This is a genomic window from Corynebacterium sp. HMSC067D03, assembly GCF_001811185.1.
In the GTDB taxonomy this organism is placed as follows: Bacteria; Actinomycetota; Actinomycetes; order Mycobacteriales; family Mycobacteriaceae; genus Corynebacterium; species Corynebacterium coyleae.
The window spans coordinates 1-24,774 of sequence record NZ_KV803811.1; the positions used below are offsets into that span (position 1 = coordinate 1).

A 24,774-nucleotide genomic window follows, 5' to 3' on the forward strand; every position below is an offset into this window, starting at 1 on the left:
CAACGACAACACCACCGTCTCCCCGGGCAAGAGCACGGTCACGCCGAACGGCAAGGGCCAGAACGTCGGCAAGGTCGATCAGGGTAACTCTGACAAGAAGGGTGAACTGACTGGCGAGCTCGTCGATAAGGATGGCAACCTGATCAAGGACGCCAAGGTCACCATTGACAAGGATGGCAACATCATTGTCTCCGTCCCGGAGGGCACCCCGGCCGGCGAGGCTTGGGTCGTCGTTAAGGAAGACGGCAAGGAGATCCACCGCTTCAAGATCCAGATCGGTGAAACCATCGACACCGGCAAGTGTGTTGCAACCTCTGTCGGGTTCGGCCTGCCGCTGATCGCACTGCTGCCGCTTGGTCTGGCAACCCAGATTGAGATCCCGGGTCTGTCCGACTTCGCCGCACAGGCGAACGCACAGATCCAGAACGCCAACACGCAGCTGCAGCAGCAGCTGGGCATCTTCAACCCGCAGCTCGCTGCACAGGTTGAGGGTCTGAACAAGCAGCTGGGGCAGTACGGCACCGACATTGCGACGGTCGCCGGTGGTCTGGCTCTGATCGCCGCTGGCATCCTCGCCGGCACGATCATCTACGACAACTGCACCCCAGGTGGTGGCTCTTCCGTGAAGGACCTGGAACTGAAGGGTTCTTCCGGCAAGACCTACGCCGGCTCTTCCAAGGAGGAGAAGGCACAGCCGAAGAAGTAATTCGGTAGCCCAACGCCTTCAATGAAGGCGCCTTCCTCGAAACGCCGTTGCCCCGCTCACCAACCCGGTGGGCGGGGCAACGGCGTTTGGTGCTGTGATTGTCCTTACTTTAATTAAGCGGGTGTCCGATTGGTCGTGTATCGCAAGGCAACTGAGCGAGCTAGGAAATGACAGAAAAGCGTGACATTGGACAACTTGCACTGCCTGTAGGCTATCTAGCCAATAAATCTAGAAGTAAGATAACAAGGATGTCCCGTGGAGAAACGTGCCCTCGAGGCTGCCTACAGAAACCTCAATGAGGATCATTACGTCCTCTATGTGGATGAAACATATAACCGGCCAGAAGAAAACCTCGGCCGTTCCTTTTATTTGATTTGCGGGGTCCTAATTAGTGCCAGGTTCTTGGATGCCACTCGAGAGGACATACGTGAGATTGTTGATGGAGGATACTGGCACACTACGGAAGCATTGCAGAGTGCCGAGGGGCGGCAAAAGGCTGAGGGGCTGCTCACATACTGCAATGATGTCGGCGACCAACATATTTTTGCCTACAAAAAGGACTTGACTCAAATAGGTGAGGAAAATGAGGTGTCGGTTGCTCAAGCGCGTGATGATTGCTTAAAGGCGTTGTTAGTAGCCGTCCAGCAGAATTACCCTGGAACCCGGCTTGTCGTGATGGAAAAACGACAAAGGCACACGGAAAATGATGCTGACCGTCGTCTGATAAAACACTTACGCTCTGTCGGTGCAATATCGCGCTATACGCAGGTTCTTCATGAATCGCCCAAGGAAGAACATCTGCTGTGGCTCCCCGACCTTTCGGCCATGGCCCTCCGGCGTTCAAAAACGCACCATGACCGGACCGGGCTTTATTTCAAGCTTTATCTTGAAGACCATTCGTTCGTTATTGATCTAGATAAGAAAGTTGAAAATGAATGATCCCGCCGGCCAGCAGCTCGACGGGATCTGGGCGGTTCGCTGTCCCCAGAAACTTCTGGCGAGGGCGTCGCCTCTGTCTAGAGGATAGCCTGACGCTATATGTATTTTCTATTACGGACGCAAGGGTCGTTTGACCAGTGCGAACGATCGACTAAGGCGGTTTTCGTACCCCATGTTGGGGGTGGATAATGTCTTGGGGGCTCAGTGGGGACTCAGTCGTGAAGTGTCGAGCGGATTTATTGAGCCTCTTTTTGCACGTGCTCTCGGCTACCTGCGCGACATATAAGTGTGGGACAATCTGGCGTTATGACTGTTCCATCTTCTGCACAGCGTCGCGCGCTGATCCTTGGCACGTCGCCGATGGCCCGCGAGCTTGAGCAGGCTTACCAGCGCCTCGGGTTTGAGACTCAGATTGGTGCTGTGTCGCTGGCTGATCAGTTCCACCCGGACATCATTGTGACCACGGGGGATTCGCCGGACACGCTCGAAGAGGTTGAGGTGGCGGCGGAGGCTGCCGGGGCGGCGGTGGCGCCGTCGACAAGCGCATGCCGCCGTACTGCGGACCGCATGGCGGTGCGCACCCAGGCGAGCGAGGAACTGGGCTTGCCCACGCTGGATTGTGAGTTTGTGACCACGCCGCAGGAAATGCAGGACGCGGTGGAGCGCCTCGGGTTTCCGTGTGTGGTGAAGTCGCCGACATCCCGCGACGGGCAGGGGTTTTCCACGGTGCACAGCAACGCCGACCTTGCGGAGGCCTGGAGTATCGCCTCGGAAGGGGAGGGTGACGGTGTGGTGGTGGAGCGCTACATCGACTTTGATTTCGAGGCCACGATCCTCGCGGCGCGCTCCATCGACCCGAACACGGGCGAGTTGGCTACGTGGTTCTGCGAGCCGATCGGCACCCGCCACCGCGAGGGCAAACTGGTGGAGGCGTGGCAGCCTGCGCCGATGCCGGAAGCTGCGATGGACAACGCGCGCTCGATTGCCGCGCGCATCATGGGTGGGCTTGCAAGTTGCGGCGTGTACTCCATTGAGCTGTTTGTCTCTGGCGACGATGTCTACTTCTCCCAAGTCACCCCACGCCCGAGCCGTGATGGGTTGGTCACGCTTGCCACGCAGCGCGTCAATCAGTTTGATCTGCAGGCGCGTGCGACGCAGGAGTTGCCCATCGATTCGACGCTGGTCAGCCCCGGTGCCGTGCGCTTCCTGCCGGGCGTAACCCCCTCGTTGGGGGCTATCGCTGCCGCGATGGAGGTGGAGGAGACCACAGTGCGCATGTTCGGCCCGGATGTGTTGATTCTTTCCACCGCGGATTCGGCCGCTGAGGCGCGTGTGCGTACCGATGACGCGGCGCGCGCCATGAAGAAGATGTAGGTCACACCATATAGTGTCTCGCCGTGTCGGCAGTGCCGGTAAACTATGCACTGTTTGCCCCACAACGAAAGGTGAGACAATGTCCCAGACCCTGCTTGTAACCCTTGCAAACCGCACCTTCGAGGGTGTGGATCTGCAACAGCTCGCCGGCCGTCTCGGCCTCGAACTGGTGCGCGCCGAAGGCGACAGCGTGGCGGAGATCTTCAACTCCGGCGCACTCTTCGGCGACGCGAAACTGATCCAGGGCACTGGTGACTACAACTTTGACGGCGAGCTTGCCGCAGCTCTCGGGGTGCCCGTGGTGCTCATTACTAGCGACGACACCACCGCACCCCTGGCCAAGCGCCGCGTGGAGGAGTTCGGGGCGGTTGTGGTGTCGTCGATTAGCGGTGGCGAAGTGGACACCTTCGAACCCGCTGCTGTCGAGGCCAAGCAGGTCATGAGCCCCACCGTGTTCGAACACCAACTGCTGGAGCAGGCCAAGGCCGCCGGCTCGCACGTGGTGCTGCCGGAGGGCGAGGACGACCGCATTCTGCAGGCCGCGGATCAGCTGCTGCGCCAGGGGATTGCACAGATCACGATTCTTGGCGATGTCGCCGACATGAACCGCCGCGCCGCCGACCTCGGCCTGGACCTGAGCGGCGCGAACCTGCTCAACCATCTCGAATCCGACCTGCTTGAGGAGTTCGCCGCCGACTTTGCGGAGCTGCGCAAGAAGAAGGGCGTGACGCTCGAGGAGGCCCGCGAGACCATGAAGGACGTCTCCTACTTTGGCACCATGATGGTGCACAAGGGCCTGGCAGACGGCATGGTCTCCGGTGCGGCGCACACCACCGCGCACACGATTAAGCCGTCGTTCCAGATCATCAAAACCGCCCCGGGTGCGTCCGTGGTGTCCTCGATCTTCCTCATGGTCATGCAGGACCGCCTCTGGGCATTCGGCGATTGCGCCGTGAACCCGAACCCGACCGCCGAGCAGATCGGCGAGATCGCCGCCGTGTCCGCCAAGACCGCCGCCCAGTTCGGCATTGATCCGAAGGTGGCCATCCTGTCGTACTCCACCGGCTCCTCCGGTGCGGGCCCGGACGTGGAGCGCGCCGTCGAGGCCACCGCGAAGGCGAAGGAACTCGCCCCGGACGTTGCCATCGACGGCCCGCTGCAGTTCGACGCCGCCTGCGACCCGGGCGTGGGCGCGAAGAAGGCCCCCGACTCCCCGGTGGCGGGCCAGGCCAACGTGTTCATCTTCCCCGACCTGGAGGCCGGCAACGCGGGCTACAAGATCGCCCAGCGCACCGCAGGCGCCCTCGCCGTCGGCCCGGTGCTGCAGGGTCTGAATAAACCGGTCAACGATTTGTCCCGCGGCGCCACCGTGCCAGATATCGTGAACACCGTAGCTATTACCGCGATTCAGGCAGGGGCGAAGTAAATGTCTTACGTACTGGTTATCAACTCCGGCTCGTCCTCGATCAAGTTCCAGATCGTCGACCCGACCTCCGACGCGTCGGCGGACCCGTTCGTCTCGGGTCTTGTCGAGCAGATCGGTGAGCCCCAGGGCCGCATCACCATCAAGTACGACGGCCAGAAGCACGTCGTGCAAAAGGCCGTGCCCTCTCACGCGTCCGGTTTGCAGGAGACGTTCAAACTTCTCGACGCCAAAGGCGTCGGCCCGACCCAACTCGACATCGTCGCCGCAGGCCACCGTGTTGTCCACGGCGGCATGGTGTTCTCCGAGCCAGAGCTGATCCTGGACCCGGTCGTCGACATGATCCGGGACCTCATCCCGCTGGCGCCGCTGCACAACCCGGCCAACATCGACGGCATCGAGGTCGCCCGCGAGTTGCTGCCGGACATCCCACACGTCGCGGTGTTCGACACCGGCTTCTTCCGCGACCTGCCCCCGGCCGCAGCGCTGTACGCCATCAACGCTGAGGTCTCCGAGCGCAACCTGATTCGTCGCTACGGCTTCCACGGCACCTCACACGAGTTCGTGTCCTCCCAGGTGCCGGAACTCATCGGCCGCGACCCGGCGCACACCCGTCAGATCGTGCTCCACCTGGGCAACGGCGCTTCCGCTTCCGCGGTTGCCAACGGCCACCCGATCGACACCTCCATGGGCATGACGCCGCTGGCCGGCCTGGTCATGGGTACCCGCTCCGGCGATATCGACCCGGGCATCATCTTCCACCTGGTGCGTCAAAGTGGCATGACTATCGACGAGATCGACAACCTCCTCAACCGCCAATCCGGCGTCAAGGGCCTGTCGGGCGTGAACGACTTCCGCGAACTGCGCGCCATGATCGAAAACGAGGACGAGAACGCCTGGTTGGCCTACAACGTGTATCTCAACCAGCTGCGCCGCTTCATCGGTTCCTACATGATCGCGCTTGGCCGCGTGGACGCCATTACGTTCACCGCCGGTGTTGGCGAGAACGATAAGTTTGTTCGCATGGATTCGCTGGACAACCTGAAGCACTACGGCATCGAGATCGATCCGGCGAAGAACGATTTGCCTAACGACGGCCCACGCATCATCTCCACCGACGACTCCACCGTGAAGGTTCTCGTCGTGCCTACCAACGAGGAGTTGGCCATCGCGCAGAAGGCCGCCGCCGTCGCCGCACGGGTATAAAAGCAAAATGTTGTAACAACTTACCCTAAGCCGATATATTGACGTGTAGTAACAACGCCCGCATTGCGGGCTGAACATACCGTCAAAGGGGATGGGCAGATGGCCGAGCAGCACCGCAACGTTTCCAGTGTGCGCCGACGTGGAACCTCAATCGCAGCATGTGCCATCGGCCTGTCGCTCATCGCAGGCGCGGTGCAACCGGTGCAGGCGGCCGAAACTACGGAACCCACGGAAGCCACGGAACCCGCACCGGAGCCGGTTGCAGACCCGGTGAATCCCCCCGAGGTCGACGAGGGCTGGTCCGGCGTCTCCTACCCAGCGGCTAAGGTGCGCCTTGGCCAAACCACCTCCACGCAACCTGTCCTCGGTTTCCTCGAGTCGTACATCAACAAGCCGGTGCACTACCGCTTTGAACATCCCGATGCCGTCAACCCAGCCTGGGGTGCTGAGATCGACGGCGATTCGGGCACCGTGACCATCACCCCGGATCCGTCCAAGGCTGAAGAGCTGCCGGATGAAGAGACCATCAACATCATGGCGGTGTACAAGGACGGCGACCACAAGATCGTGCCGTTCGACATCGTGCTTTCTGCGGACCCGTACTTCATGCGGGTCGAGGACCGCACCTTCTGGGCGCACAAGCGCATCAAGCCGGTCCCCGTTCGCGCGCTGCGGGTTCCCGATGGCGCCACATTGACTATCGACGCCTCCACCCTCCCCGAAGGCATCACCGCCGACACCTCCCGCGCCAAGGGCCGTGTCCAGAACGTCTACCTCAAGGGCGCCCCGACTACTCCGGGCACCTACAACGTCACTGCGCGTGTGCTGGGCGAAGACGGCAGCCCGCTCGTCGATACCGCAGGCAACGTCGTCACCTCCATGTTCACCATCACCGTCAAGGACACCTCGGAGCTTCCTGATCCGGTCCGGGAGAAGCTGACCACCCCGCCGGACGGCACCGTCCGGCCCGGTGAGAAGTTGGAGATCCCCGTCGACACCGAAAACGCCTCCTCCGTGGACGTCCAGGGCCTGCCGGACGGTGTGATTTACGACGAGGAAAACAGCGTCATCACCGGTACCCCCAAGGAGCCGGGCGACTACGACGTGGTCGTGGAGGTCATCACCGAAGACGACAGGTTGTTGGAGGAGCACCTTGAGATCTCGGTGTCCGTGGCTGACGGCTTCGCGTGGCATCCAATCACGGTGCGCGCTGGTGAGGATGTAGAGGCTGCGCCGTCGAGGGTGCCGTCGACAAGCATGGGCATCCGCGCCGCCGACGATGCGCCCGAGTGGGTCACCGTTGGCGTCGACGGCGTGATCAAGGCAGTCCCGCCGCGCGACCTGGCCCCGGGGGAGTACAAGTTTGGCGTGATTACCGACGACGGCACGCGCAGCACCGTCACCATCGACGTCCAACCCCCCAACACCGACGCCTCCCGCTACTGGCCCGAGTACCGCCCGGGCTACCTGCGCTACGGCGAGACCGGCAACAACAGCGCACCGACCGCGAAGCTGACCGAGGGCGGCCGCAGCTACCGCAACCAGCCGCTGCCTGCCGGCACGAAGTTCGAGATTCTGGGTGATTCCACGGGCCTTGAAATGGACAAGGACACCGGCGTGATCACGGTGACAAAGCCACGCACCGAAAACTTCGACGTCCGCGTGCGGATCACATTCCCGGATGACACCATCGCGGAGCGTTATGCGAAGTTCATCGTGGACCCCGCCCCGCACAACGTCACCTACCAGCCCGCCTACGAGCAGAACAAGGGCGCGCAGCCAGGCAAGACGGTGCTGATCCGCCAGATTGGCAAGATGCCTGAGGATGCGGAGTACGTGCTGGCCACCCCGCACGCCGAACTCGAGGGCTGGGATGTTGCCGTCGACCTGGATTCCGGCCTGATTCGCGCGACCGCGCCGAAGGACAACGCCAAGCCGATCGAGGTGCAGGTCCGCGCGCTGTACTCGGACGGCACCATCGACGATAAGGGGCGCGAAGGCGGCGAAGCTGCCACCGTGCGTATCGACGCCCTCACCGGCGACACCCTCGCCGACGGTGTCCGCAGCCTGGAGTACAAGCCGGTGTTCGACGCCGAAGGCAACATCCGGATCACCCCCACCGGCTCCGTGCCGGAAGGCACGAAGTTCGAGGCAGACGGCCTGACCACCCTGCCGGTAGAGCTTGACGAGAACACCGGTGAGATCACGATCAAGGTGCCAACCGACGCACCGGCCGACGCACCCTTCGACGTACCGATCAAACTGACACTGCCGGACGGCTCCACCCAGGAAGTCGTCGTACCGGTGACCACCCGCTCCGAAGCCAAAGGCAAGGCCGTGTCGTGGGCGCCGCTGAAACTCACCGAGGGCGGCGATCCGACCACCAAACTGCCCACCGCTGCACCGGAGGGGGCGCGGTACGGGCTGGCGGCGTCGTTTAGCGAGCCTGGCTGGCGCGTCCATGTCGACGAAACCACCGGCGCCATCACCGCCGCCATTGACGGCGGCAAGGCGGCGAGGAGCAACGCGCTGGCCACCCTGATCCCGATCGTGGTCACGTTCACCGACGGCTCCCAGCGCATCGTCGAGGTCCCGGCCACCGCCGTGCGTGGCGAGGCCGCCCTCACCGGCATCGAATACCTCGGCGGCAACGTCCGCGCAGGCGCGGAACGTGTACTGACCCCCACCAAGCACAAGGGATCCTTCTCCCTGGTCACCCCGGTGGAGGGGCTGCACACCGCCATCGACCCGGAAAACGGCGTGCTCACCGTCAAGGCCACCCCAGATACCCTGCCCGGCATCCGCGAGGTGCCCGTGCGTATTAGCTTCAGCGACGGCTCGGAACTGTTCACCTCCGCGCCCGTCCAGGTGCTCACCGCCAACGGCGCGGCCACCCTGGCCAAAGACGCGAAGCTGGAGAACATGCTGGTCAAAGGTACCGCTGGCGAGACCTCCCGCTTCGCCCTGACGCGCCCGGAGACCGCCATCGACCACCCGTTCTCGCTCGGCCAAACCGAATCCGACGGCTGGACCTTCGGCATCGACCACGCCACCGGCGAACTCACCGCCAGCATCCCCACAGGTGCGGAGGGCCATGCGAAGGCCGTGCCGGTGTTCGTCGAATACCTCGACGGGTCCCGTGGCAAGTTCACGGTGACGGTGGAGGCGACACGAGCGGTGGAGTCGTCGACAAGCAATAGCTCCGTAGACACCCACGCGATAGGCTGGATCGCCGGGCTGCTTGCCATCCTCGGCCTCATCGGGGCAGCCAACTACGCCCTGTACGAAAACCGAGAGTTTTACCAACAATTCCTAGTCTGGTGGAAGTAGGAGAACATGCGAGTACACAAGAAAGTCGCCGCCGCCGCGGTTGCCGCGAGCCTCGGTGCAGGGCTCGTAGTGCCAATACAGGCAGGCGCCGTCATTGAGCAGACGCGTCCGTTCTCCGTCGACGCGAAAACCGGCGCATTCGAAGGCTTCCAAACCGTCGAAGCCAACAAAGGCCGCGTCAGCTGGCTGACCTACAACAACCCCACCTACGGCAGCCTGCCCACCGCCCTCTACATCGACGCGTTTAACGACGGCACCCGCGTCCAATACGTCGGCAACGACACCGACGTCAAAACCTCCAGCAAAAACGGCGTAGACACCATCACGCTCACGCACACCAAAAACGGCGTCGAGCTCACCCGCACCTTCACCGTCACCGCCAAAGAAGTCACCGTCAACGTCGTCGCACGCAACGTCACCGACGCACCGAGCCCCCTGGCCATCGACCTCACCGCAGGCATGATGTCCTACGACTACGACCTCACCGCCACCCCCAAAAACAACGGGTACGAGGTCTCCGTCGGCGGACGCTACAACGTGCACACGCTTTTCGACGACCCCACCACCACCGCAACCGGCGACACCCTCAACAACGCGCTCGCCGGCGCCAACAACGCCAGCCGCTTCCAAACCGGCAAATGGGAAAACACCGTCGCACCAGGCGAAACCCTCGAAGCCACCGTCACCTTCCAAGGCACCGCCAGCGAAGCGCTAAAAGACACCGACGGCGACGGCTTCCCCGACGAATGGGAACGCAACGGCTTCACCTCCGCCGACGGCAAAGAATTCCCACTCCACCGCTGGGGCGCCGACCCCACGCGCCCAGACCTGTTCCTCCAACTCAACTGGATGAAATCCGAATGGGAATCCCTGGGCTGCTCCGACAAGCGCAAGTACGCGCCCACCGAAGAAGACTTTGACAAGTTCCAGGAATGCGCCAATGCGAACACCAACGTGTACCGCCCCTCGCGCCAAACGCTGAACGACCTCGTCGACCTCTTCGACAAAGAGGGCTACAACCTGCACATCGACGCCGGCGTCTACTACAACAACATCCCCGGCCTCGAACCCCACGGCGGGCCAACCGAGGACTACGCGGAGTACTACTTCGCCGGCGAAAACCCGGCAGTCAGGATGATCAAGGACCGCGACCGCCTGCTCGGCGACCGCAAAAACATCTTCCGCGTCGGTGTCATCGGCGACAGCCAAGCCGCAGACAACCCGTCCTCCGGCAACGCCCTACTTGCCGACGGCGCCTTCTACATCGCCAAAAACGAACGCATGACCTCGCAGGAACAACTCCGCAACACCATCCTGCACGAGTTCGGCCACAACCTCGGCCTGACCCACTCGGGCTCGTCGAAAGTAAAGCGCCCCGACAGCGAGTACGTCCCGCACTACGAATCGGTCATGAACTACCTCTACCAGTTCAGCGTGTTCAACTACTCCAAAGAAACCGCCACGCCCGACAGCACAAAGCCGCTGCCGGCCAAGTGCACCGACGGCTCCGTCGAATGCTTCAAGGGCAACTACAGCATCGCCCCCGACTGGGACAACCTCGACCTGGTCAACGGCGAAATCCGCAAGGCCACCGGCACCTCCGGCGTCGCCGACGAGGACCCCGACGAATCCGGCCACACCCACCCCTCCGTGAGCCAACTCGTCGCCCTGTCCGCCGAACGCAACAACGGCAAGGCGGGCCTGCGCATGCTCAGCCTGAAGGACAACCCGTCCTACATCGTGGCTAATCGTTACGACTCCCGCGTCAACGTCGAACTCTCCAACCTCGGCATCGACCTGCACAAATTCACCCTCCAGGTGAACTACCCCGGCGGCGACTTCCGCAGGGAATACCCGGTCGAAGGCGCCCTGACCGAAAACGCAGCCCTGCCCATCGAAGTACCGATCACCAACACCATCGGCTACGACGAAGCCGAAATGCCGATCCAGTTCCGCGTCTTCAACGAGGAAGGCCTGCTTGTCGAGGACCAAACCGTCAACTTCTCCGTCCTCAACTACTCCGCCAAGGACATGCAAGACCTCATCGCCGACCTGGAGAAAACCAACCCAGAGAAGGCCGACCAGGTCCGCGACATCCTGGCCAAGCCCGACCCGTCCAAGCCGACCCTGACCCAGGCCCCGCCGATCCCAACTGCCACCAACCTGCCGGTCCTGCCCGGCCAGCGCGACCCGGCGATCACCTCCCTGGGCCCGAAGCCGACCACGCCGCGGCCAACCAAGCCTTCCAAGACGGTCTACACCACCCCTGGCCCCACCGCGACCAAGCCGACCTCCACCGTCGAGCCGCAGGCCTCCGGCAGCTCTGGCAGCTCTGGCAGCTCCGGAAGCGGCTCTAGCTCCTCACCGGGCGCGATCGTCGGCATCATCATCGCGATCCTGGCGGTGCTGGGCCTCGGCGGTGCCGCGGCCGCGTACATGAACCGCTAGCCACGCGCCGGGGCGCCCGGCCCCCGGCTGCTCGGCCCCCGGCCCGTGGACCCAAACGGCGCATCCTACACGGTGCATTTCGTCGAAAATCAGCGAAATATGCCGTGTAGGATGCGCCGTTTAGCTTTTGACCGGCCCCACCGGCCCCACCAGCCACCACCCTCAGAACCAGGTGGCGGGGCGGACCTTGTTCGCCATGTCCACAAGCGCGTAGCGGTGCTGGGCGTAGGGGGCGACGCGGGCCTGGGCGCGCAGGGTTTGGGCGAGGCCGTGGCGGATTTCGCGTTCGGTGAAGGAGTATTCGAAAAGGGTGGGGGTGTTGGCGGAGCCTTCGGTGACCAGGTAGTGCAGGGCGGCGTCGAGGACGGCGGTCTTGATCTGCAGGAAGCGTGGCTCGGTGGTGGGGATCTGGTCGAGGCGGGCGGCGGCCTCCCGGATTTGCGCTTCGGTGGGGTCGGCGCCGGTGCCTGCGACGGGTAGGACCAGGTAGAGGATGGCGGTGAGTTGGGCCATGCGGGAGTGGCGCGAGGCGTTGGGCACCTTGTCCAGGGCCCGCAACGCCAAATCGGTTTCCCCTTCGCGCATGAGCATGCGGGCGAGTCCGAAGGCGGAGGAGACGGTGGTGGGGTTAGTGAGCCACACCAGGGAGTACAGCCGGATCGCGTGGAAGCGTAGCGCGCCGGGTTCGAGGGCGGTGACGGTCCAGGTGGGGTCCATTTGGCCGTTTTCCACCATGGCGCGAAGCACGGTGGTGGGGACGTTGGAGAGGGGGTGTTCGAGGTTGGTGGCGGTGCGGGCGAGGGAGTCGTCGATAAGCGATTGCTCTTGGAGGCCTCGCTCTTGCAGCAACAACTCGGAAACGGCGGCGAGTGCGAGTTTGGGGGCGGCCTCGCCGGGGAGTTGGTTGAGCACTTCGGAGAAGGAGCGGGTGGCGGTGGGGAAGTCGCCGAGCAGCATTTCCACGACGCCGGAGTACCACGAGAAGCGCCAGGTGTCGCCGAAGCGGTCCTGGAGGGTGAGCAGCCAGGAGCGGGCTTGGGAGGTGAGGCCGAGGTCGATCATGGTGCGCACCACGCCGAACGGGATTTCCACGGAGTGTTCGTATTGCGGGGTGGTCATGGCTTGGCGCAGGGTTTCCAGGGTTTCGCGCGGTTCGGCGTAGGAGGAGCCTTGGAGCATGGCGGCGCCGACGTCGTCACGGTTGATCAGCGGGGATGGCAGGGCGGCGACGACTTCTTGTGGGGTGATGTCGACGGTGCGGGAGATGCCGTCGATGAGTTGGTCGGTGCGGAACACCAGGTGTTTGGTGCCAAAGGTACGGCGTTGTGGGGAGAAGAGGGAGTGTTGGGCGGGGTAGGTGCGGCCGTCGCGAACTGCTACCACCTCGCGCAGTACGCCGAGCAGCTGGCTTTCCAGTTCGGAGACGCTATCGAACCGCCGGGCGGGGTCTTCGTTGCAGCACCGCGCGAGCAGCCGGTACAGGGAGGTGTACTGGCGGAAGAGTGGCTCGTCGGTGGGCGTGGGCAGGCCGGGGTCGTAGATGCCGTCGGTTTGCGGCAGGTCCGCCACCAGCGAGGCAAGCGTGCGCCCCACCGTGTAAATATCGGACGCGATCGACGGGCCCTCCGTGGCCACCTCGGGCGCCTGGAACCCCTTCGTGCCGTAAATAAACCCATACGCGCCGATGCCGGACACCGCACCCATGTCGATGAGTTTCACCTGGTCTTCGGTGACAATGATGTTGTCGGGCTTCAGGTCGTTGTACACCACCCCGCGCGAGTGCAGATAATCCAGCGCGGGCAGTACTTCCAGGATGTATGCGATGGCGATGTCGGGTTCGAGCACTCCGCTTGGCGACGAATTCCTTCTCGCCCTGAGCGACGGCCCACCCACGTACTCCATGACGGTGAAGCCTCCGGGGACGCGGGGGTCGTCGATAAAGTTGAAGATTTTCACGATCCCGGGGTGGGTGATGTCCGCCAGGAACTCGCGCTCTGCTTCGGCGGCTGCGGCCTCGTCGGGGTTGTCGGTGGAGTGCAGGCCCTTGAGCACCACCACGCGCCCGGCCACGTAGTGGTCCTGAGCAAGGTAGATCCAGCCCATGCCGCCGTGCGCGATCACGCCGGTGATCTCGTACTGGCCAGCCACGATGTCGCCGGGGTGCAGCACCGGCGGCGCAATGCCCTTCTTCACCACGGCTGGCTCCGGGTCGATCAGCGCCTCGCGTGGTTCGGTTGGCTCCACCCACGGCAGCTCCACCATGCCGTCGGCGATGATGCGGCTGGCGCGCCGGGTGCCGCGGCGCTCGCGGAAGGTGTCCAGCGCAGCTTGGCGCGAGCGTTGCGACGTATCCTCGCGCCCCGACCCCTTACGCAACTTGTCCAGGTCTTTGAGCAGCCCGGCCATTTCGCCGAGGCCGGCGTATGCGGCGTCGGAGTCGTCGTCAAGATCATCATCGTCGGCGAACGGGTCGAAGGCGACGGCTTCGGTGCCTGGTTCATCATCCGCGAAGGGGTCGAAGGCGACCGCCTCGGTGGGCTGGACGTCGTCGTGGTCGTGTGGCTTAGCCATCGTTGTCCTCCTTCCGGTACCGCAGCGGCGGCGGTGAGGATTCAGCTATAGACCCGCCGAGCCAGGTGTTGTAGAGGGTGTACCAGGAGCCGTCGTTGCGCATCCGTTCCAGGGTGGCGTTGACCTGCCGCACCAGATCGTCCTGCCCCTTGGCCACGCCGACGCCGTAGTACTGGGTGGCAAACGCGCCGTCCAGAATGGTCGTGTGGGGGTCCTGCGCGGCCAGGCCGGCGAGGATCGCATCATCCGCCACGATCGCCTCCGCCCTAAACTGCTGCACCGCCATCAGGCAATCCGACCAGGAGCGGGTGCGCAAAATGTTCGAATCCGGCACGTAGGTTTTGGCGATACGCAGCAGGTTTGTCCCGTCGACGATGCAGGCGGTGCGCCCGGCGAGGTCCTCCAAGCTATTCACGTCGCGGTCCTTGGGCACGAGCACTCTTACCGACGACGTCAGGTACGGCGTAGAAAACTCAATCACCTCAGCCCGCTCGGGCGTAATCGACATCGTCCGGATAATGATGTCCACCTCACCCGAGTTGAGCGCCTCCGTGCGGGCCGCCGAATCGACGAAGCGGAAATCGACGCGCAGGTCCTGCTCGTCGTCGAAAATGTCACGCGCAATGGCCCGCGCCAGGTCCACCTCTAACCCACGCAAACGGCCGGAGTCCGTGTCGCGGTAGGACAGCAGGTACAAAGACTGGTCGATGCCGACGATGATGCGGCCGCGCTGGCGGATGCGCTCCACGTTCGGCTTCGGGGCCTCCTCCTCGGCACCGTCCGCTTCACTTCCAGCGCCCCCGCGCGGGTCCAACGACCCCTCCCACTCGAACTCGTCCGGCGTGAACGGATCCGCCGGGGGACCGGCCGCCGGATCCAACTGGGCGCCCGGCGGCAGCGGCACCATCTCGCGGGTCGGCGACGGCGTTTCGATCGTCGCCGATACCTTCCCCTCATGCCCCTCACCGCCGGCGCACGCCACCAACGACGGCACCGCAAGCGCCGCCACCGCACATGCCGCAACCACACGCGAGCCGAACCGAGCGCGCATCATAGGTACTCACCCAACCTGCGGCGGATGCCCCACCAGATACACACCACTGCCAGCACAGACAGCAGCGCCACGGCGGCGGAGACGCGCCGGGTCGCGTCCAACGACTCCGCAATGTAGAGCCGCGTGTTCTCCCTCGAGGACGCAATCAGTTCCGCCAGGGACCCGTCGAGGCCACGGAAGGAAGCCTCCCCGTCGGCGTCGCTACGCGTGCTCAACAGCGCCGCCGCCTGGTCGTAACTGCCGGAGTTCAGCGCCCCGACCAGTTCGGCGTGTTCGTTGGACCAAGCGTTGAGGTGGGAGCGGGAGTCGTCGATAAGTTGCTTGTTCATGCCGTAATCCTCCGCCGTATGCACCGCGCCGGCGACCGACGAGTAGGTCTCGGTGAAGTCGCGGGCGGACTGGGCGGCGGTTTCGCGGCGCAGCAACGCGAAGGTTTCGTCGGTGCGGGTCTCCAGGGCGTCGATGCGCGCCGCAGTGAGTTCCTCCCAGGGCTGCGCCGCCCGCGCGTACGCCACGGAACCGGAGCGCCAGGACTGGAAGTTAGACACCCCGGCCCAACTGATCGCGATGAGCAGCGCCAGCGTGGCGGCGAGGAATCCGCGGTTGAAACGGCGGCGGAACGTCAGCCACAGCCACCACTGCGCCAGCAACAGGAACCCCAGCGCCGCCAGGAAGCCGGACAGGGTCACCCACTGCGGTTGGGACAGTCGGCGCATCTCGTCGGCAACGTCCTGGCGGGTGAGCGTATTGATCTCCTGCGCCGCCGACAGCATCCGCGTACGCATAATCGCACTGGCCTGCGACATGTACGCCACGCCCACCGGGTTGCCCATGCGCTGGTTCACCTGCGCCCGCGCGTTCAGGCCGCTGTAGACGGGCAGGTCGCGCTGGATGTTAATCACCAGGTCCTCGATCTCCCGGCTCGAGGCAGAATCGGCCTCCACCGCGCCCTTGTAAATCTCGGAGGCGGAACTGACCGCCTGATCCAGCGCCGCCGTATACGTGCGCATGTCGTCCTCCGACATAGGCCCCGCCTGCACGTAGGACCCCGCGGCGATCGTATCCGCCCGCAGCAGCGACGTGGACAGCACGTGCGCCGCCGCACTCATCGGCTCCGTGGCATTCAGCACCGTGTCCAGCGACTGGTTGCGCAGCGACATGGACTGGCTCATGGACAGCCCGGCCGCCAGCATTGAGGTGGTCAGCACCACCATCACCACGATCAACTTGCCGGGCGTGGTCTGTAGAAACGCCTTGCCCCGGCGCCCCATCGCCATCGGCCGCACAAGCCGCCCCTGCAAGAAGCGGGCACGTTCGCGGCGCGGCTCCAGCTCATCGAGCCATGCGTCCGCGCTCGTCTCCTCCAGCCCCGCAGCCGAGGCCGTCGCCCGCATTACCATTCCGCAATAATAACCGCTTCCACCTACAGTGGGGGCATGCTTGGCGACGGAAACGGCTGGGTCACCGCACCCAACGGCACAAAATTCTGGGGTCTTCACGGGGCCGCTGGCCTCTTCCTTATCGCGGGGACCGGCGAAAACGCGCGTGTGCTGCTGCAACACCGCGCCGCCTGGACCGCCCAGGGCGACACGTGGGGTATCCCCGGCGGCGCGATCGATTCGCACGAAACCCCCGCCGAGGCCGCCATCCGCGAGTCGGTGGAGGAGTGTGCGATTGACCCCGGGGAGGTGGCGGTCGTCGATACGCTGCGCACTGCGGAGTTCCCCAACTGGTCCTACACAACAGTGCTCGCGCTTTGCGACGAGCCCCTGCCCACCACCCCCAACGAAGAATCCGAAGAACTGCGCTGGGTCCCCCTGGACACTCTGCGCAATTTTCCGCTGCACCCCGCCTTCGCCGCCTCCCTAGACACAGTGCTTGCGCGCGCGATGGTGCATACTAAACCGCATGATTGAAGTCCAAGGACTGACAAAGCGCTACGGCTCCGTCCAAGCCGTCGATGACCTCACCTTCACGGTCAAACCAGGTGTGGTCACCGGCTTCCTCGGCCCCAACGGCGCCGGCAAATCCACCACCATGCGCATGATCCTGGGGCTGGATAAACCCACCTCGGGCCATTCGCTTATCGACGGCACCCCCTACCGCAACATCCCCAACCCCACCCGCAAAGTCGGCGCCCTCCTCGACGCCAAAGGGGTCCACCCCAACCGCTCCGCACGCGCCACCCTGCTCTGGCAAGCCCAGGCAGCCGGCATTGCGCGCAAGCGTGTCGACGAAGTCCTCGACCTCGTCGGCCTCACCGACGCCGCCGGCAAACGCGTCGGCGGATTCTCCCTCGGCATGGGCCAGCGCCTCGGCATCGCCGCCGCACTGCTCGGCGACCCCGAATACCTCATCCTCGACGAACCCGTCAACGGCCTCGACCCCGCCGGCATCCGCTGGGTCCGCGGCCTACTGAAGTCCCTGGCAGCGGAGGGCCGCACCGTGCTCGTGTCCTCCCACCTCCTCGCCGAGATGGCCCAAACCGCCGACAACCTCATCATCATCGGCCGCGGCCGCCTCGTCGCCGACACCTCCGTCGCCGAATTCATCCGTAACAACTCCGGCGTGACCACCGTGGTGCGCGCCGTAGACACGCAAGCGCTCGAAGCGGCGTTGGCTGGGGTGCCGTTTACGCGCGTCGTCGATAGTGAAGGGCGCGCGACACTCGAAATCGCCGACCGCACCTCCGACGACATCGGCGCCCTCGCCTTCGCCGCCGGCATCCAACTCGCCGAACTCACCGAACGCCGCGCCTCCCTCGAAGAGGCCTACATGCACAGCACCCAAGACCAAGCCCAGTACGTATCCGCGGAGGCCCCCAATGCATAACCTCATCCAAGCCGAGTGGACCAAACTGCGCACCACCGCATCCTTCTTCTGGACCACCGGCATCACCCTGGTCATCTCCGCCCTCTACGGCCTCCTATTCGGCTACGCCTCCCGCACCAGCGGCATGCCCTACGCGCCCCTGACCGTCATCGCATCCGTGGCAACCACCATCGCCATCATCGTGATCGTGCAGGCCGCCATGACCGTCACCACCGAATACCGCTACGGCATCCCCGCCACCAACTTCCGCGTCGTCGCCCAACGCTGGCAACTCGCCGTAGCGAAGGTGCTGCTCGGGGCCGTATTGGCCGCTATCGTGGCGCTGGTCGCGCTGGTGCTCGCCTTCATTCTTGGCGACCTCACCGCCTCCGTCCCCGCCAACTGGACCACCAACCCCGCCACCCAACGCGCCCTCTGGGCCGTCCCGCTTGGCATGGCGCTGATCACCATGTTCACCCAGGGCGTCGGCTGGCTGGTGCGCAACACCTCCGGCACCATCGTGGCCTGCATCAGCATGATGCTGCTGGTAGAAACCATCGTCGGCTTCATCCCGCGCTTCGGTGCCGACGTGGCCAAGTTCCTGCCCTTCGGCAACCTCACCTCCTTCATGGTCAACCAGCCCAACGGCCACTGGGGCCTCGGCGTATCGCTGCTGGTCTTCGCCGTGTGGGCGGTGGGGCTCTGGATCGCGGGCCTGGTGGCGCTCGAGTCCCGCGACGCGTAGGGGCTTGCGGGGCGGGTGCCGCCGGTGCCGCTGGTGCCGCCACCCCGGCGCCGCGTTGGCGCCGCCACCCTGGTGCCGCGCTGGTGCCGCCACCCCGGCGCGCCACCTCCCGCAAACGGCGCATCCTACACGGCGCATTTCGTCGAAAATTAGCGAAATGTACCGTGCAGGATGCGCCGTTTAGCTTTGAGACACCCCGCGCCGCACCCTACTGCGCTACACTCAAGCGCGTCTCGGGGAGGGGGCAACATGATTAGACAAGATTTGGTGGGGAAACTAGTTGGACGCGGCAAGGCTGCTGAACAAGTTTGTGTGAAGCTGTCGTCGACAAGGTTTATCGCGCGCACGGAATGGGTAAAACTGAAGCCCCACGAACAACAGTTCCTACGGTGCTGGGCAGCGGGGGCGGCGGCACACACGTCGATACTGGTGGGACGTGCTGCGGCGACGGCGCACGGAATGTGGGTTCTGCCCCGCACGTTTGAGGTGGAGATGGCAAACCCGAAGGGGCGCGTTCCCCGACACTCGCAGCGTCCTTCGGGCGTTACCTATCGACGAATCGTCGTACCAGGCATGGACATCACCGCGTTAGGCCAGAACGACGAGGTGAAACTCACGACCCCGGTGCGCACGGCAGTCGACATTGCTCGGTGGCACGGCGTGAAAGAAGGCGTGGTCGCGATGGACAGCCTGTTCTTCGGGAAACTCGACGCGTTCAAGGGGGGCATCCACACTGAGCTGGAGGAAACAATCCACCGCCTTAGCGGTAACCGCGGCATTGAACAGGCCCGAGAGGCGTTTGGGCAATTGTCGATGCTGTCGGAGTCTCCGTATGAGACGCTCGTTCGCCTTCTGCTTCGGCGCGTCGGTGTCGTGGCGCAGGAGCAGATGCGCATCGGCAAATACCGGGTGGATTTGCTGTGGGGCCAGCTGGTCATTGAGGTCGACGGTGCCATCAAGTTTGAGGAGGATGCGTCACGTGCCGCTCAACAGCACATTCATCGTGAAAATCAGCTTCGGGAGGCCGGCTACTGGATCATCCGCATCACGCCTAAAGAAATATGGGCGGATGAGGAAAAGGTGCTTCACCGCATTGTTGCGGCAAAGCGTCGTTCGGAGAAGATCGGCCCGGCGTCGGTTGAGGCTCTGCCCGCGTGGTGAGGCACCAAACTTAGCCAAACGGCACATCTAACACGGCGCATTCCGCGGAAAATTAGCGAAATGTACCGTGCAGGATATGCCGTTTGCGTTAAAGGGGCCGGGCGGACGGCAAGGGCCGGGCTGGGGCAGGCCGCCCAGCCACCCAGCCACCCAGCCACCCCACGCACCCAGCCCAAACCCCCTACTGCAGGGCGGAGGTCAGTTTCATCACGTTGTCGATGTAGCGCCTGTACCAGGGCCGCTGATCCCACCGCTCCAAAGTAAGCTCCCGCGACACGGCTAGATAACACGTGCCGAGTTCGGACAGCATGTGCAGCAGCGTCCCGGAGGCGACGAAGAGGGAGGATTCGTAGTTGAGGCTGAAGGAGCGGATGTCCATGTTGGAGGATCCGACGACGGCGGAGGAGCCGGGGAGGCCGTCGTCGATAAGTACGAACTTGGTGTGGAGCACGAATGGCGCGGGGAATTCCCAGATGCGCACGCCGGCTTTGAGGAGTTGTTCGTAGTAGGCGGATTGGGCGTGTTGGACCATGAATTGGTCGGATTTGGCGCTGACGAGGAGGTCGACGTGTACGCCGCGGTAGCAGGCGGAGGTGATGGCTTCTAGCAGCGAGTCGTCGGGTACGAAGTAGGGCGAACAGAGCGTGACGTGCGTTTTTGCGTTGTGGATCATGGATACGAACATGCGCAGGTTCGGTTCGGTGAGGTATCCGGGTCCCGAGGGGACGAGTTGGAGCACGCCATTGCTTGTCGACGACTCCCTCACCGGCGCCTGCTCTATCACCTCGCCAGATTCTGTGTACCAGTCTGTGGCGAACATGGAGTCGGCGGACGCGACGATGGGGCCTTCGAGTTCGACAAACGCGTCGACCCATTGGCGGCCGGCGCGGCGGTGTTGGCGGACGAGGTAGGAGCGGTCGATGAGGTTGAAGGATCCGAGCATGGCTACGCGTGAGTCGACGACGAGGAGTTTGCGGTGGTTGCGTAGGTCGGGGCGGCGCCAGCGGCCGCGGAGTGGGGCGAGTGGCAGCATCATGTGCCAGTCGACGCCGATTTCGGTCAGTCGGCGTTTCAGTTTCCGGAACCCGGGGTATTTTTGGCTGCCGATGTGGTCGAAGAGGAGGCGGACGTGGACGCCGCGGGCGACGGCTCGTTCGATGGCGCGGAAGACGACGTCGGTGGTGTCGTCCCAGGCTACGGCGTAGATTTCGATGTTGACGTGGGAGGTGGAGTCGTCGATGAGCGATGCCATGCGGTGCATCGTTTTGCGGTAGTCGGTCCAGAGTGCGCGTACGTCGGCGTGGACGGCGGGGTAGCCGGTGAGGGTGCGGTTGAGGCGCACGATGGAGGTGGTGACGTCGGGCAGGGGTACGTCGGCGGGGAAGTCGGCGACGTTGAGGTTGGTGTCGTCGATGTGTCGGCGTGCTTCAACTTGGATGCGGTGGCGGCGTCGCGACACGAACGTGGAGCCCATGAGGAGGTACAGCGGCAGCCCGACGACGGGCAGCAGCAGGATGAGCAAAAGCCACGCGTTTGCCGACGACGGTTTGCGCCCGCCCGGCACCACACCGATCATGACGAATTTGATGGCGTAGTCGAGGACCATTGCGGCGAATTGCCACCATCCGAGGTCGATATTCATCGGACCTCATTATAGGAGAGGCCGCGCGTGTCGTAATCGACGATCACGGGTGCGTGGTCGGATGCGCCTTTACCGCGGCGTTCGTCGACGTCCACCCAGGCGCGTTTGACTAGGTCGCGCATGGGGGCAGTGGCGAGTTGGAAGTCGATGAGCATGCCTTCGTTGTGTTGGAAGCGCGCGGATTTGTAGTCCCAGAACGTGTAGGGGTTGTCGTGACGAATTTCGTACAACCCCGCCTCCAGCAGCATCTGGAACGCGGCGCGTTCGGGTTCGGTGACGTGGGTTTTGCCTTCGAACCAGGCGACGTCCCACACGTCTTCGTCGCGGGGTGCGACGTTGAAGTCTCCCATGAATACCTGCAGGTCTCCGGGGCGCACCGATTCCGCCAGGGACCACAGGAATTGCAGTTTGTAGTCGTAGTGCGGGTCGCCGATCTCGCGGCCGTTGGGCACGTACAGGCTCCACACTTCCACGCCGCCGCAGTCAGCGCCGACCGCGCGCGCTTCCACCTCGGGCTCGCCCTTCTTCGCAAATGCGGGTTGGCCGTCGAAGTGGTCGCGCACGTTGTCCAACCCCACTCGGGAGGCGATGGCCACGCCGTTCCACTGGTTCACGCCCACGTGCGCAACCTCGTAGCCTGCGGCTTCGAAGGTGGCGTAGGGGAATGTCGCGTCTGCGGTTTTGGTTTCTTGCATCGCGAGTACGTCCACGTCGTTGCGTTCGAGGAATGCGGCGATGCGTTCCGCGCGGGTGCGCACGGAGTTGACGTTCCAGGTGGCGATTCGCATGCGCCTAGCCTAGCGCCAGCCGCCGACGGTGGTGCTCGAGTGCTCCCTCGGGCACATTGCTAATCGACGACACCCCGTATCCCTCACCGTCCACCCACGCCACCTGCTCCTCCGCAAGCGTCCATTCGTCGGTGAGGAGTTTCAGCGCGGGTTTCCCGATCCGCTCCGGGATCATAAGGCGCACTGGCAGGTTGCGGTCGCGGTAGAAGGCGCGGATGGCGTCGATAGGTACGGGTTGCAGGCCCGCCGACGGTCCGAGCGGCACGGCCGAGTTCGCCTCGTCGGTCTCGCCGGTGCGCATGAGCCACCCTTCGGCCCAGGCTTCTTCGGTGGTGGGGATGTCGTCGGCAATGCGGCGTTCCAACGCGCGGATCTCGGAGTTGCGCACCGTTCTCGCCGACAGCTTCTTAATGATGTGCACGTTGGCCACCTCGATCGCCTCCTTCGACGACGGGAAGCCACCCACCTCCTGCGGCCGCACGACCAGCGGGTCGAGCGACACGACGTGCCCGATGATGTCACTGGCGTGCTCGCCGCGCCGCTGCCTGACCACGACGCGGTCACCCACCACCACGTCATCCGAGCGGAAAATACGCGACATATGCTGTGCTTCTCGCGCGCTTCTTATCGACGAGCCCTACCCGCACCCGGCAACATAAACGCCACACCGGCCAGCAGCGCGAGCATGCCCAGGCCGATCAGCCCGCGCATCGGCGTGCCGGTGTCGGCGAGGTCGCCGTCGCGCTCGTCTTCGGTGCTGGTCGTGGTGCGCGAGGTGCTCGAGGAGGACGTGGTCGAACGCGTGGTGCTCGACGTTGCAGAGGTGGTGCGGTTCTGCAGCACCGACGCCGACGTCGTCGACGAAGAGGAAGACGAAGACGACGAGGTCGTGGCGGTCGCGCTAGACGTCGTGCTCGACGAAGTGCCGGAGGTTGTGGTCTGCCCGGTAGTCGTACTGGTGGTGGTCTCGGTGCCGGACGACGTATTCGTCGTAGTCGTCTCGCTGGTGTTCTCGGTGGTGGTGGACTCAGTGGTCTCCGAGGTGGTGGTGTCCTGCATCCGCTCGGCGCGCAGGCTCAGCGACTCAGACGTCTTCGGCGCCTTGCTGCTCGGCTCGGTGGTCTTCGGGGTGGTCGACACCGTGGTCGCCGGCACCGCCGCCTTCTCCGAAGCCTTCTCGCCAGCCTTCTCCGCAGTCGCATCCTCCACGGTCTCCCCGGCAGCCTCTTCCTCGCCGCCCGGGATGCCGTAGATGATGCGGGCGTCGCCGTTGTCAGAACGCTCGAAGGCGTCGAAGGCGGTGGTGCCCAAGATGCCGTCGAGGCTCTTGAGGGCGGAGGGGAGGACGACGGTGTCGTCGTTAAGCAAAAGCTCTGAGCGCAACTTACGCACACCGGCGCGCTCGGCCTTGAGGGCGTCGGCTGCCTCGTCGAACTCGGCTTCTTCCTCGTCGGTCAGGTCGCCGGCGTCCTCGCGAAGCTCCTCAAGGTCGTCAGCGGCCTCGATGAGGTTCTTGCGCCAATCGGTGAGGATCTCGCGGACCTCGTCCTCCCCATCCGCTTCCTTAAGTGCGGTGAGGGAGGTGGTGCGGGTCTCGGTGACGTCGCTAAGCAGCTGCTCGAGCGGCGTTTCGGGCGCAGCGGGAGTGGTCAGCGTGATCGCAGTCGCGGCGATGACGGCGGGGATGCGCATGGGTGCCTCCGGAAAAATAGACAGTCCCGCACATCATACCGCGTTAGTGGCCGAACGGATCCTCGTCGGTGCCTGGAAGCCACGTGTTGCCCGGCTCGCGCCAGCCCTTGTCGCGGATTTCGCGCTTCGCTTCCTTCTTGTAACGGCCGGTGAGTACGTCGGTGTACAGGAAGCCGTCCAGGTGGCCGACCTCGTGCTGCAGGCAGCGGGCGAAGAAGCCGGTGCCCTCCACCTCGATCTCGTTGCCGTTCTCGTCCAGGCCGGTGACTTTGGCCCAGTCGGCGCGGCCGGTCGGCCACGAGTAGCCCGGGACGGAGAGGCAGCCTTCGTCGTCCTCGCCGTCGTCGCTAGGCATTGTCTTCGGAATTTCGGAAGTTTCCAGCACCGGGTTGATCACGGTGCCGCGGCGCATCTCGTCGCCGTCGGGGCAGTGGTAGACGAACAGGCGCAGCGGCACACCAATCTGGTTGGCGGCCAGGCCCACGCCGTGGGCGGCGTCCATGGTTTCGTGCATGTCGGCGATGAGTTCCTGCAGTTCCTCAACGGGCTGCGTGACCTGTTTGGTCGGTTCGTGCAGCACAGGGTCGCCGTGGATAACGATGGGTCGGATGGTCATGCCAATATATTAGGCATGCTTTCCGACACCGACCTCGCCGTGCTCCGTTTCGCCGCGCGCGCCCCGCGGTCCCTCGGCAAGCGCGAGGACGCCATCCGCGCTGAACTTGGCATGACGCCGATCCGCTACTACCAGCGCCTCAACGTCCTTTTGGATAATCCGGAGGCGCTCGCGGCGGAGCCTCAGTTGGTGCGGCGATTGCAACGGCTTCGCGACGCCTAACCCGGTGTGTTGCCTCCCTTCCCCCACCAGGTGTGGCTATTGTTGC

At 64.2% G+C, this 24,774-nt stretch carries 19 protein-coding genes and 1 pseudogene; 12 read left to right on the plus strand and 8 right to left on the minus strand.

All coding sequences use genetic code 11. From position 1 onward, the window contains the following. The 7 genes and pseudogenes from HMPREF2785_RS11945 to HMPREF2785_RS04630 all read left to right on the plus strand — a co-directional run. A pseudogene (locus HMPREF2785_RS11945) lies at window positions 1-706 on the plus strand (hypothetical protein); the annotation flags it as partial. A 255-nt stretch (window positions 707-961) separates the two neighbouring features. Continuing rightward, the gene (locus HMPREF2785_RS04605; protein WP_070422429.1) at window positions 962-1,645 is read left to right on the plus strand and encodes a hypothetical protein; all 684 of its coding nucleotides are present in this window, start codon (window positions 962-964) and stop codon (window positions 1,643-1,645) included. 306 nt (window positions 1,646-1,951) lie between these two features. Further along, window positions 1,952-3,019 (plus strand): ATP-grasp domain-containing protein, encoded by a 1,068-nt coding sequence (locus tag HMPREF2785_RS04610; protein ID WP_070614370.1) that lies wholly within the window; start codon window positions 1,952-1,954, stop codon window positions 3,017-3,019. 79 nt (window positions 3,020-3,098) lie between these two features. Then, window positions 3,099-4,445 carry a phosphate acetyltransferase gene (pta, locus tag HMPREF2785_RS04615; RefSeq protein WP_070614371.1) on the plus strand — a complete coding sequence of 449 codons (1,347 nt, stop codon included), beginning with the start codon at window positions 3,099-3,101 and terminating at the stop codon, window positions 4,443-4,445. Then, window positions 4,446-5,648 (plus strand): acetate kinase, encoded by a 1,203-nt coding sequence (locus tag HMPREF2785_RS04620; RefSeq protein WP_070451088.1) that lies wholly within the window; start codon window positions 4,446-4,448, stop codon window positions 5,646-5,648. 99 nt (window positions 5,649-5,747) lie between these two features. Beyond that, window positions 5,748-8,978, plus strand: a complete 3,231-nt coding sequence (locus tag HMPREF2785_RS04625) for a YPDG domain-containing protein (RefSeq protein WP_070614372.1) — start codon at window positions 5,748-5,750, stop codon at window positions 8,976-8,978. Between the two features lie 6 nt (window positions 8,979-8,984). Beyond that, the gene (locus tag HMPREF2785_RS04630) at window positions 8,985-11,426 is read left to right on the plus strand and encodes a hypothetical protein (protein WP_070614373.1); all 2,442 of its coding nucleotides are present in this window, start codon (window positions 8,985-8,987) and stop codon (window positions 11,424-11,426) included. Between the two features lie 162 nt (window positions 11,427-11,588). On the opposite strand, the gene HMPREF2785_RS04635 is transcribed toward HMPREF2785_RS04630, so the two are convergent. Genes HMPREF2785_RS04635 through HMPREF2785_RS04645 form a run of 3 tightly spaced genes read right to left on the minus strand, consistent with a single transcriptional unit; the run spans window position 11,589 to window position 16,445 of the window. Then, complete coding sequence (locus tag HMPREF2785_RS04635; RefSeq protein ID WP_070614374.1) at window positions 11,589-13,997, minus strand: serine/threonine protein kinase; 2,409 nt, start codon at window positions 13,995-13,997, stop codon at window positions 11,589-11,591. Beyond that, the gene (locus HMPREF2785_RS04640) at window positions 13,990-15,051 is read right to left on the minus strand and encodes a glutamate ABC transporter substrate-binding protein (protein WP_246821158.1); all 1,062 of its coding nucleotides are present in this window, start codon (window positions 15,049-15,051) and stop codon (window positions 13,990-13,992) included. The genes HMPREF2785_RS04635 and HMPREF2785_RS04640 overlap by 8 nt, the downstream gene beginning before the upstream one ends. Further along, complete coding sequence (locus tag HMPREF2785_RS04645) at window positions 15,048-16,445, minus strand: hypothetical protein (protein WP_083279425.1); 1,398 nt, start codon at window positions 16,443-16,445, stop codon at window positions 15,048-15,050. The genes HMPREF2785_RS04640 and HMPREF2785_RS04645 overlap by 4 nt, the downstream gene beginning before the upstream one ends. A 42-nt stretch (window positions 16,446-16,487) precedes the next feature. Here HMPREF2785_RS04645 and HMPREF2785_RS04650 point away from each other — a divergent pair, with 42 nt between their 5' ends. The 4 genes from HMPREF2785_RS04650 to HMPREF2785_RS11555 all read left to right on the plus strand — a co-directional run bounded on the left by HMPREF2785_RS04650 (window position 16,488) and on the right by HMPREF2785_RS11555 (window position 19,768). After that, on the plus strand, window positions 16,488-16,967 hold the full coding sequence (locus HMPREF2785_RS04650; RefSeq protein ID WP_070614375.1) for an NUDIX hydrolase: 480 nt from the start codon (window positions 16,488-16,490) through the stop codon (window positions 16,965-16,967). Then, a complete protein-coding gene (locus HMPREF2785_RS04655; RefSeq protein WP_070614376.1) occupies window positions 16,960-17,883 on the plus strand; it encodes an ABC transporter ATP-binding protein in 924 nt (307 codons plus the stop codon). Before HMPREF2785_RS04650 ends, HMPREF2785_RS04655 begins: the two co-directional genes overlap by 8 nt. Continuing rightward, window positions 17,876-18,607, plus strand: coding sequence for an ABC transporter permease (locus HMPREF2785_RS04660; RefSeq protein WP_070451094.1), 732 nt, complete (start codon window positions 17,876-17,878; stop codon window positions 18,605-18,607). The genes HMPREF2785_RS04655 and HMPREF2785_RS04660 overlap by 8 nt, the downstream gene beginning before the upstream one ends. A gap of 249 nt (window positions 18,608-18,856) precedes the next feature. Beyond that, entirely contained in the window at window positions 18,857-19,768 is a 912-nt protein-coding gene (locus tag HMPREF2785_RS11555) for an endonuclease domain-containing protein (protein WP_167594470.1), read from the plus strand. 181 nt (window positions 19,769-19,949) lie between these two features. Here the strand turns inward: HMPREF2785_RS11555 and cls are convergent, their stop codons facing one another. From cls to HMPREF2785_RS04690, 5 genes are read right to left on the minus strand one after another with little or no spacing between them, the layout of a single operon-like run. Next, on the minus strand, window positions 19,950-21,410 hold the full coding sequence (gene cls, locus HMPREF2785_RS04670; RefSeq protein WP_070614377.1) for a cardiolipin synthase: 1,461 nt from the start codon (window positions 21,408-21,410) through the stop codon (window positions 19,950-19,952). Next, window positions 21,407-22,198, minus strand: a complete 792-nt coding sequence (locus tag HMPREF2785_RS04675) for an exodeoxyribonuclease III (RefSeq protein ID WP_070452821.1) — start codon at window positions 22,196-22,198, stop codon at window positions 21,407-21,409. The genes cls and HMPREF2785_RS04675 overlap by 4 nt, the downstream gene beginning before the upstream one ends. Window positions 22,199-22,202: 4 nt before the next feature. Next, window positions 22,203-22,799, minus strand: a complete 597-nt coding sequence (locus HMPREF2785_RS04680) for a GNAT family N-acetyltransferase, cg3035/Rv0428c family (protein ID WP_070614378.1) — start codon at window positions 22,797-22,799, stop codon at window positions 22,203-22,205. Between the two features lie 23 nt (window positions 22,800-22,822). Continuing rightward, window positions 22,823-23,890 (minus strand): hypothetical protein, encoded by a 1,068-nt coding sequence (locus tag HMPREF2785_RS04685; RefSeq protein WP_070614379.1) that lies wholly within the window; start codon window positions 23,888-23,890, stop codon window positions 22,823-22,825. Window positions 23,891-23,933: 43 nt separating this feature from the next. After that, window positions 23,934-24,506: a peptide deformylase gene (locus tag HMPREF2785_RS04690; RefSeq protein ID WP_070452812.1), complete on the minus strand. Its 573-nt coding sequence runs from the start codon at window positions 24,504-24,506 to the stop codon at window positions 23,934-23,936. A 15-nt stretch (window positions 24,507-24,521) separates the two neighbouring features. Here HMPREF2785_RS04690 and HMPREF2785_RS04695 point away from each other — a divergent pair, with 15 nt between their 5' ends. Continuing rightward, entirely contained in the window at window positions 24,522-24,728 is a 207-nt protein-coding gene (locus HMPREF2785_RS04695) for a DUF3263 domain-containing protein (RefSeq protein ID WP_070422446.1), read from the plus strand. Window positions 24,729-24,774: the final 46 nt, after the last annotated feature.

Bases quoted from the DNA above. Each gene is read 5' to 3' on its own strand.
- HMPREF2785_RS04645 (WP_083279425.1), bottom strand. From the start codon at position 16,445: ATGCGGGCGACGGCCTCGGCTGCGGGGCTGGAGGAGACGAGCGCGGAC.
- HMPREF2785_RS11555 (WP_167594470.1), top strand. From the start codon at position 18,857: ATGATTAGACAAGATTTGGTGGGGAAACTAGTTGGACGCGGCAAGGCT.
- HMPREF2785_RS04675 (WP_070452821.1), bottom strand. From the start codon at position 22,198: ATGCGAATCGCCACCTGGAACGTCAACTCCGTGCGCACCCGCGCGGAA.
- HMPREF2785_RS04635 (WP_070614374.1), bottom strand. From the start codon at position 13,997: ATGGCTAAGCCACACGACCACGACGACGTCCAGCCCACCGAGGCGGTC.
- pta (WP_070614371.1), top strand. From the start codon at position 3,099: ATGTCCCAGACCCTGCTTGTAACCCTTGCAAACCGCACCTTCGAGGGT.
- HMPREF2785_RS04625 (WP_070614372.1), top strand. From the start codon at position 5,748: ATGGCCGAGCAGCACCGCAACGTTTCCAGTGTGCGCCGACGTGGAACC.
- cls (WP_070614377.1), bottom strand. From the start codon at position 21,410: ATGAATATCGACCTCGGATGGTGGCAATTCGCCGCAATGGTCCTCGAC.
- HMPREF2785_RS04690 (WP_070452812.1), bottom strand. From the start codon at position 24,506: ATGACCATCCGACCCATCGTTATCCACGGCGACCCTGTGCTGCACGAA.
- HMPREF2785_RS04680 (WP_070614378.1), bottom strand. From the start codon at position 22,799: ATGTCGCGTATTTTCCGCTCGGATGACGTGGTGGTGGGTGACCGCGTC.
- HMPREF2785_RS04655 (WP_070614376.1), top strand. From the start codon at position 16,960: ATGATTGAAGTCCAAGGACTGACAAAGCGCTACGGCTCCGTCCAAGCC.
- HMPREF2785_RS04695 (WP_070422446.1), top strand. From the start codon at position 24,522: ATGCTTTCCGACACCGACCTCGCCGTGCTCCGTTTCGCCGCGCGCGCC.
- HMPREF2785_RS04640 (WP_246821158.1), bottom strand. From the start codon at position 15,051: ATGATGCGCGCTCGGTTCGGCTCGCGTGTGGTTGCGGCATGTGCGGTG.
- HMPREF2785_RS04685 (WP_070614379.1), bottom strand. From the start codon at position 23,890: ATGCGCATCCCCGCCGTCATCGCCGCGACTGCGATCACGCTGACCACT.
- HMPREF2785_RS04630 (WP_070614373.1), top strand. From the start codon at position 8,985: ATGCGAGTACACAAGAAAGTCGCCGCCGCCGCGGTTGCCGCGAGCCTC.
- HMPREF2785_RS04650 (WP_070614375.1), top strand. From the start codon at position 16,488: ATGCTTGGCGACGGAAACGGCTGGGTCACCGCACCCAACGGCACAAAA.
- HMPREF2785_RS04620 (WP_070451088.1), top strand. From the start codon at position 4,446: ATGTCTTACGTACTGGTTATCAACTCCGGCTCGTCCTCGATCAAGTTC.
- HMPREF2785_RS04610 (WP_070614370.1), top strand. From the start codon at position 1,952: ATGACTGTTCCATCTTCTGCACAGCGTCGCGCGCTGATCCTTGGCACG.
- HMPREF2785_RS04660 (WP_070451094.1), top strand. From the start codon at position 17,876: ATGCATAACCTCATCCAAGCCGAGTGGACCAAACTGCGCACCACCGCA.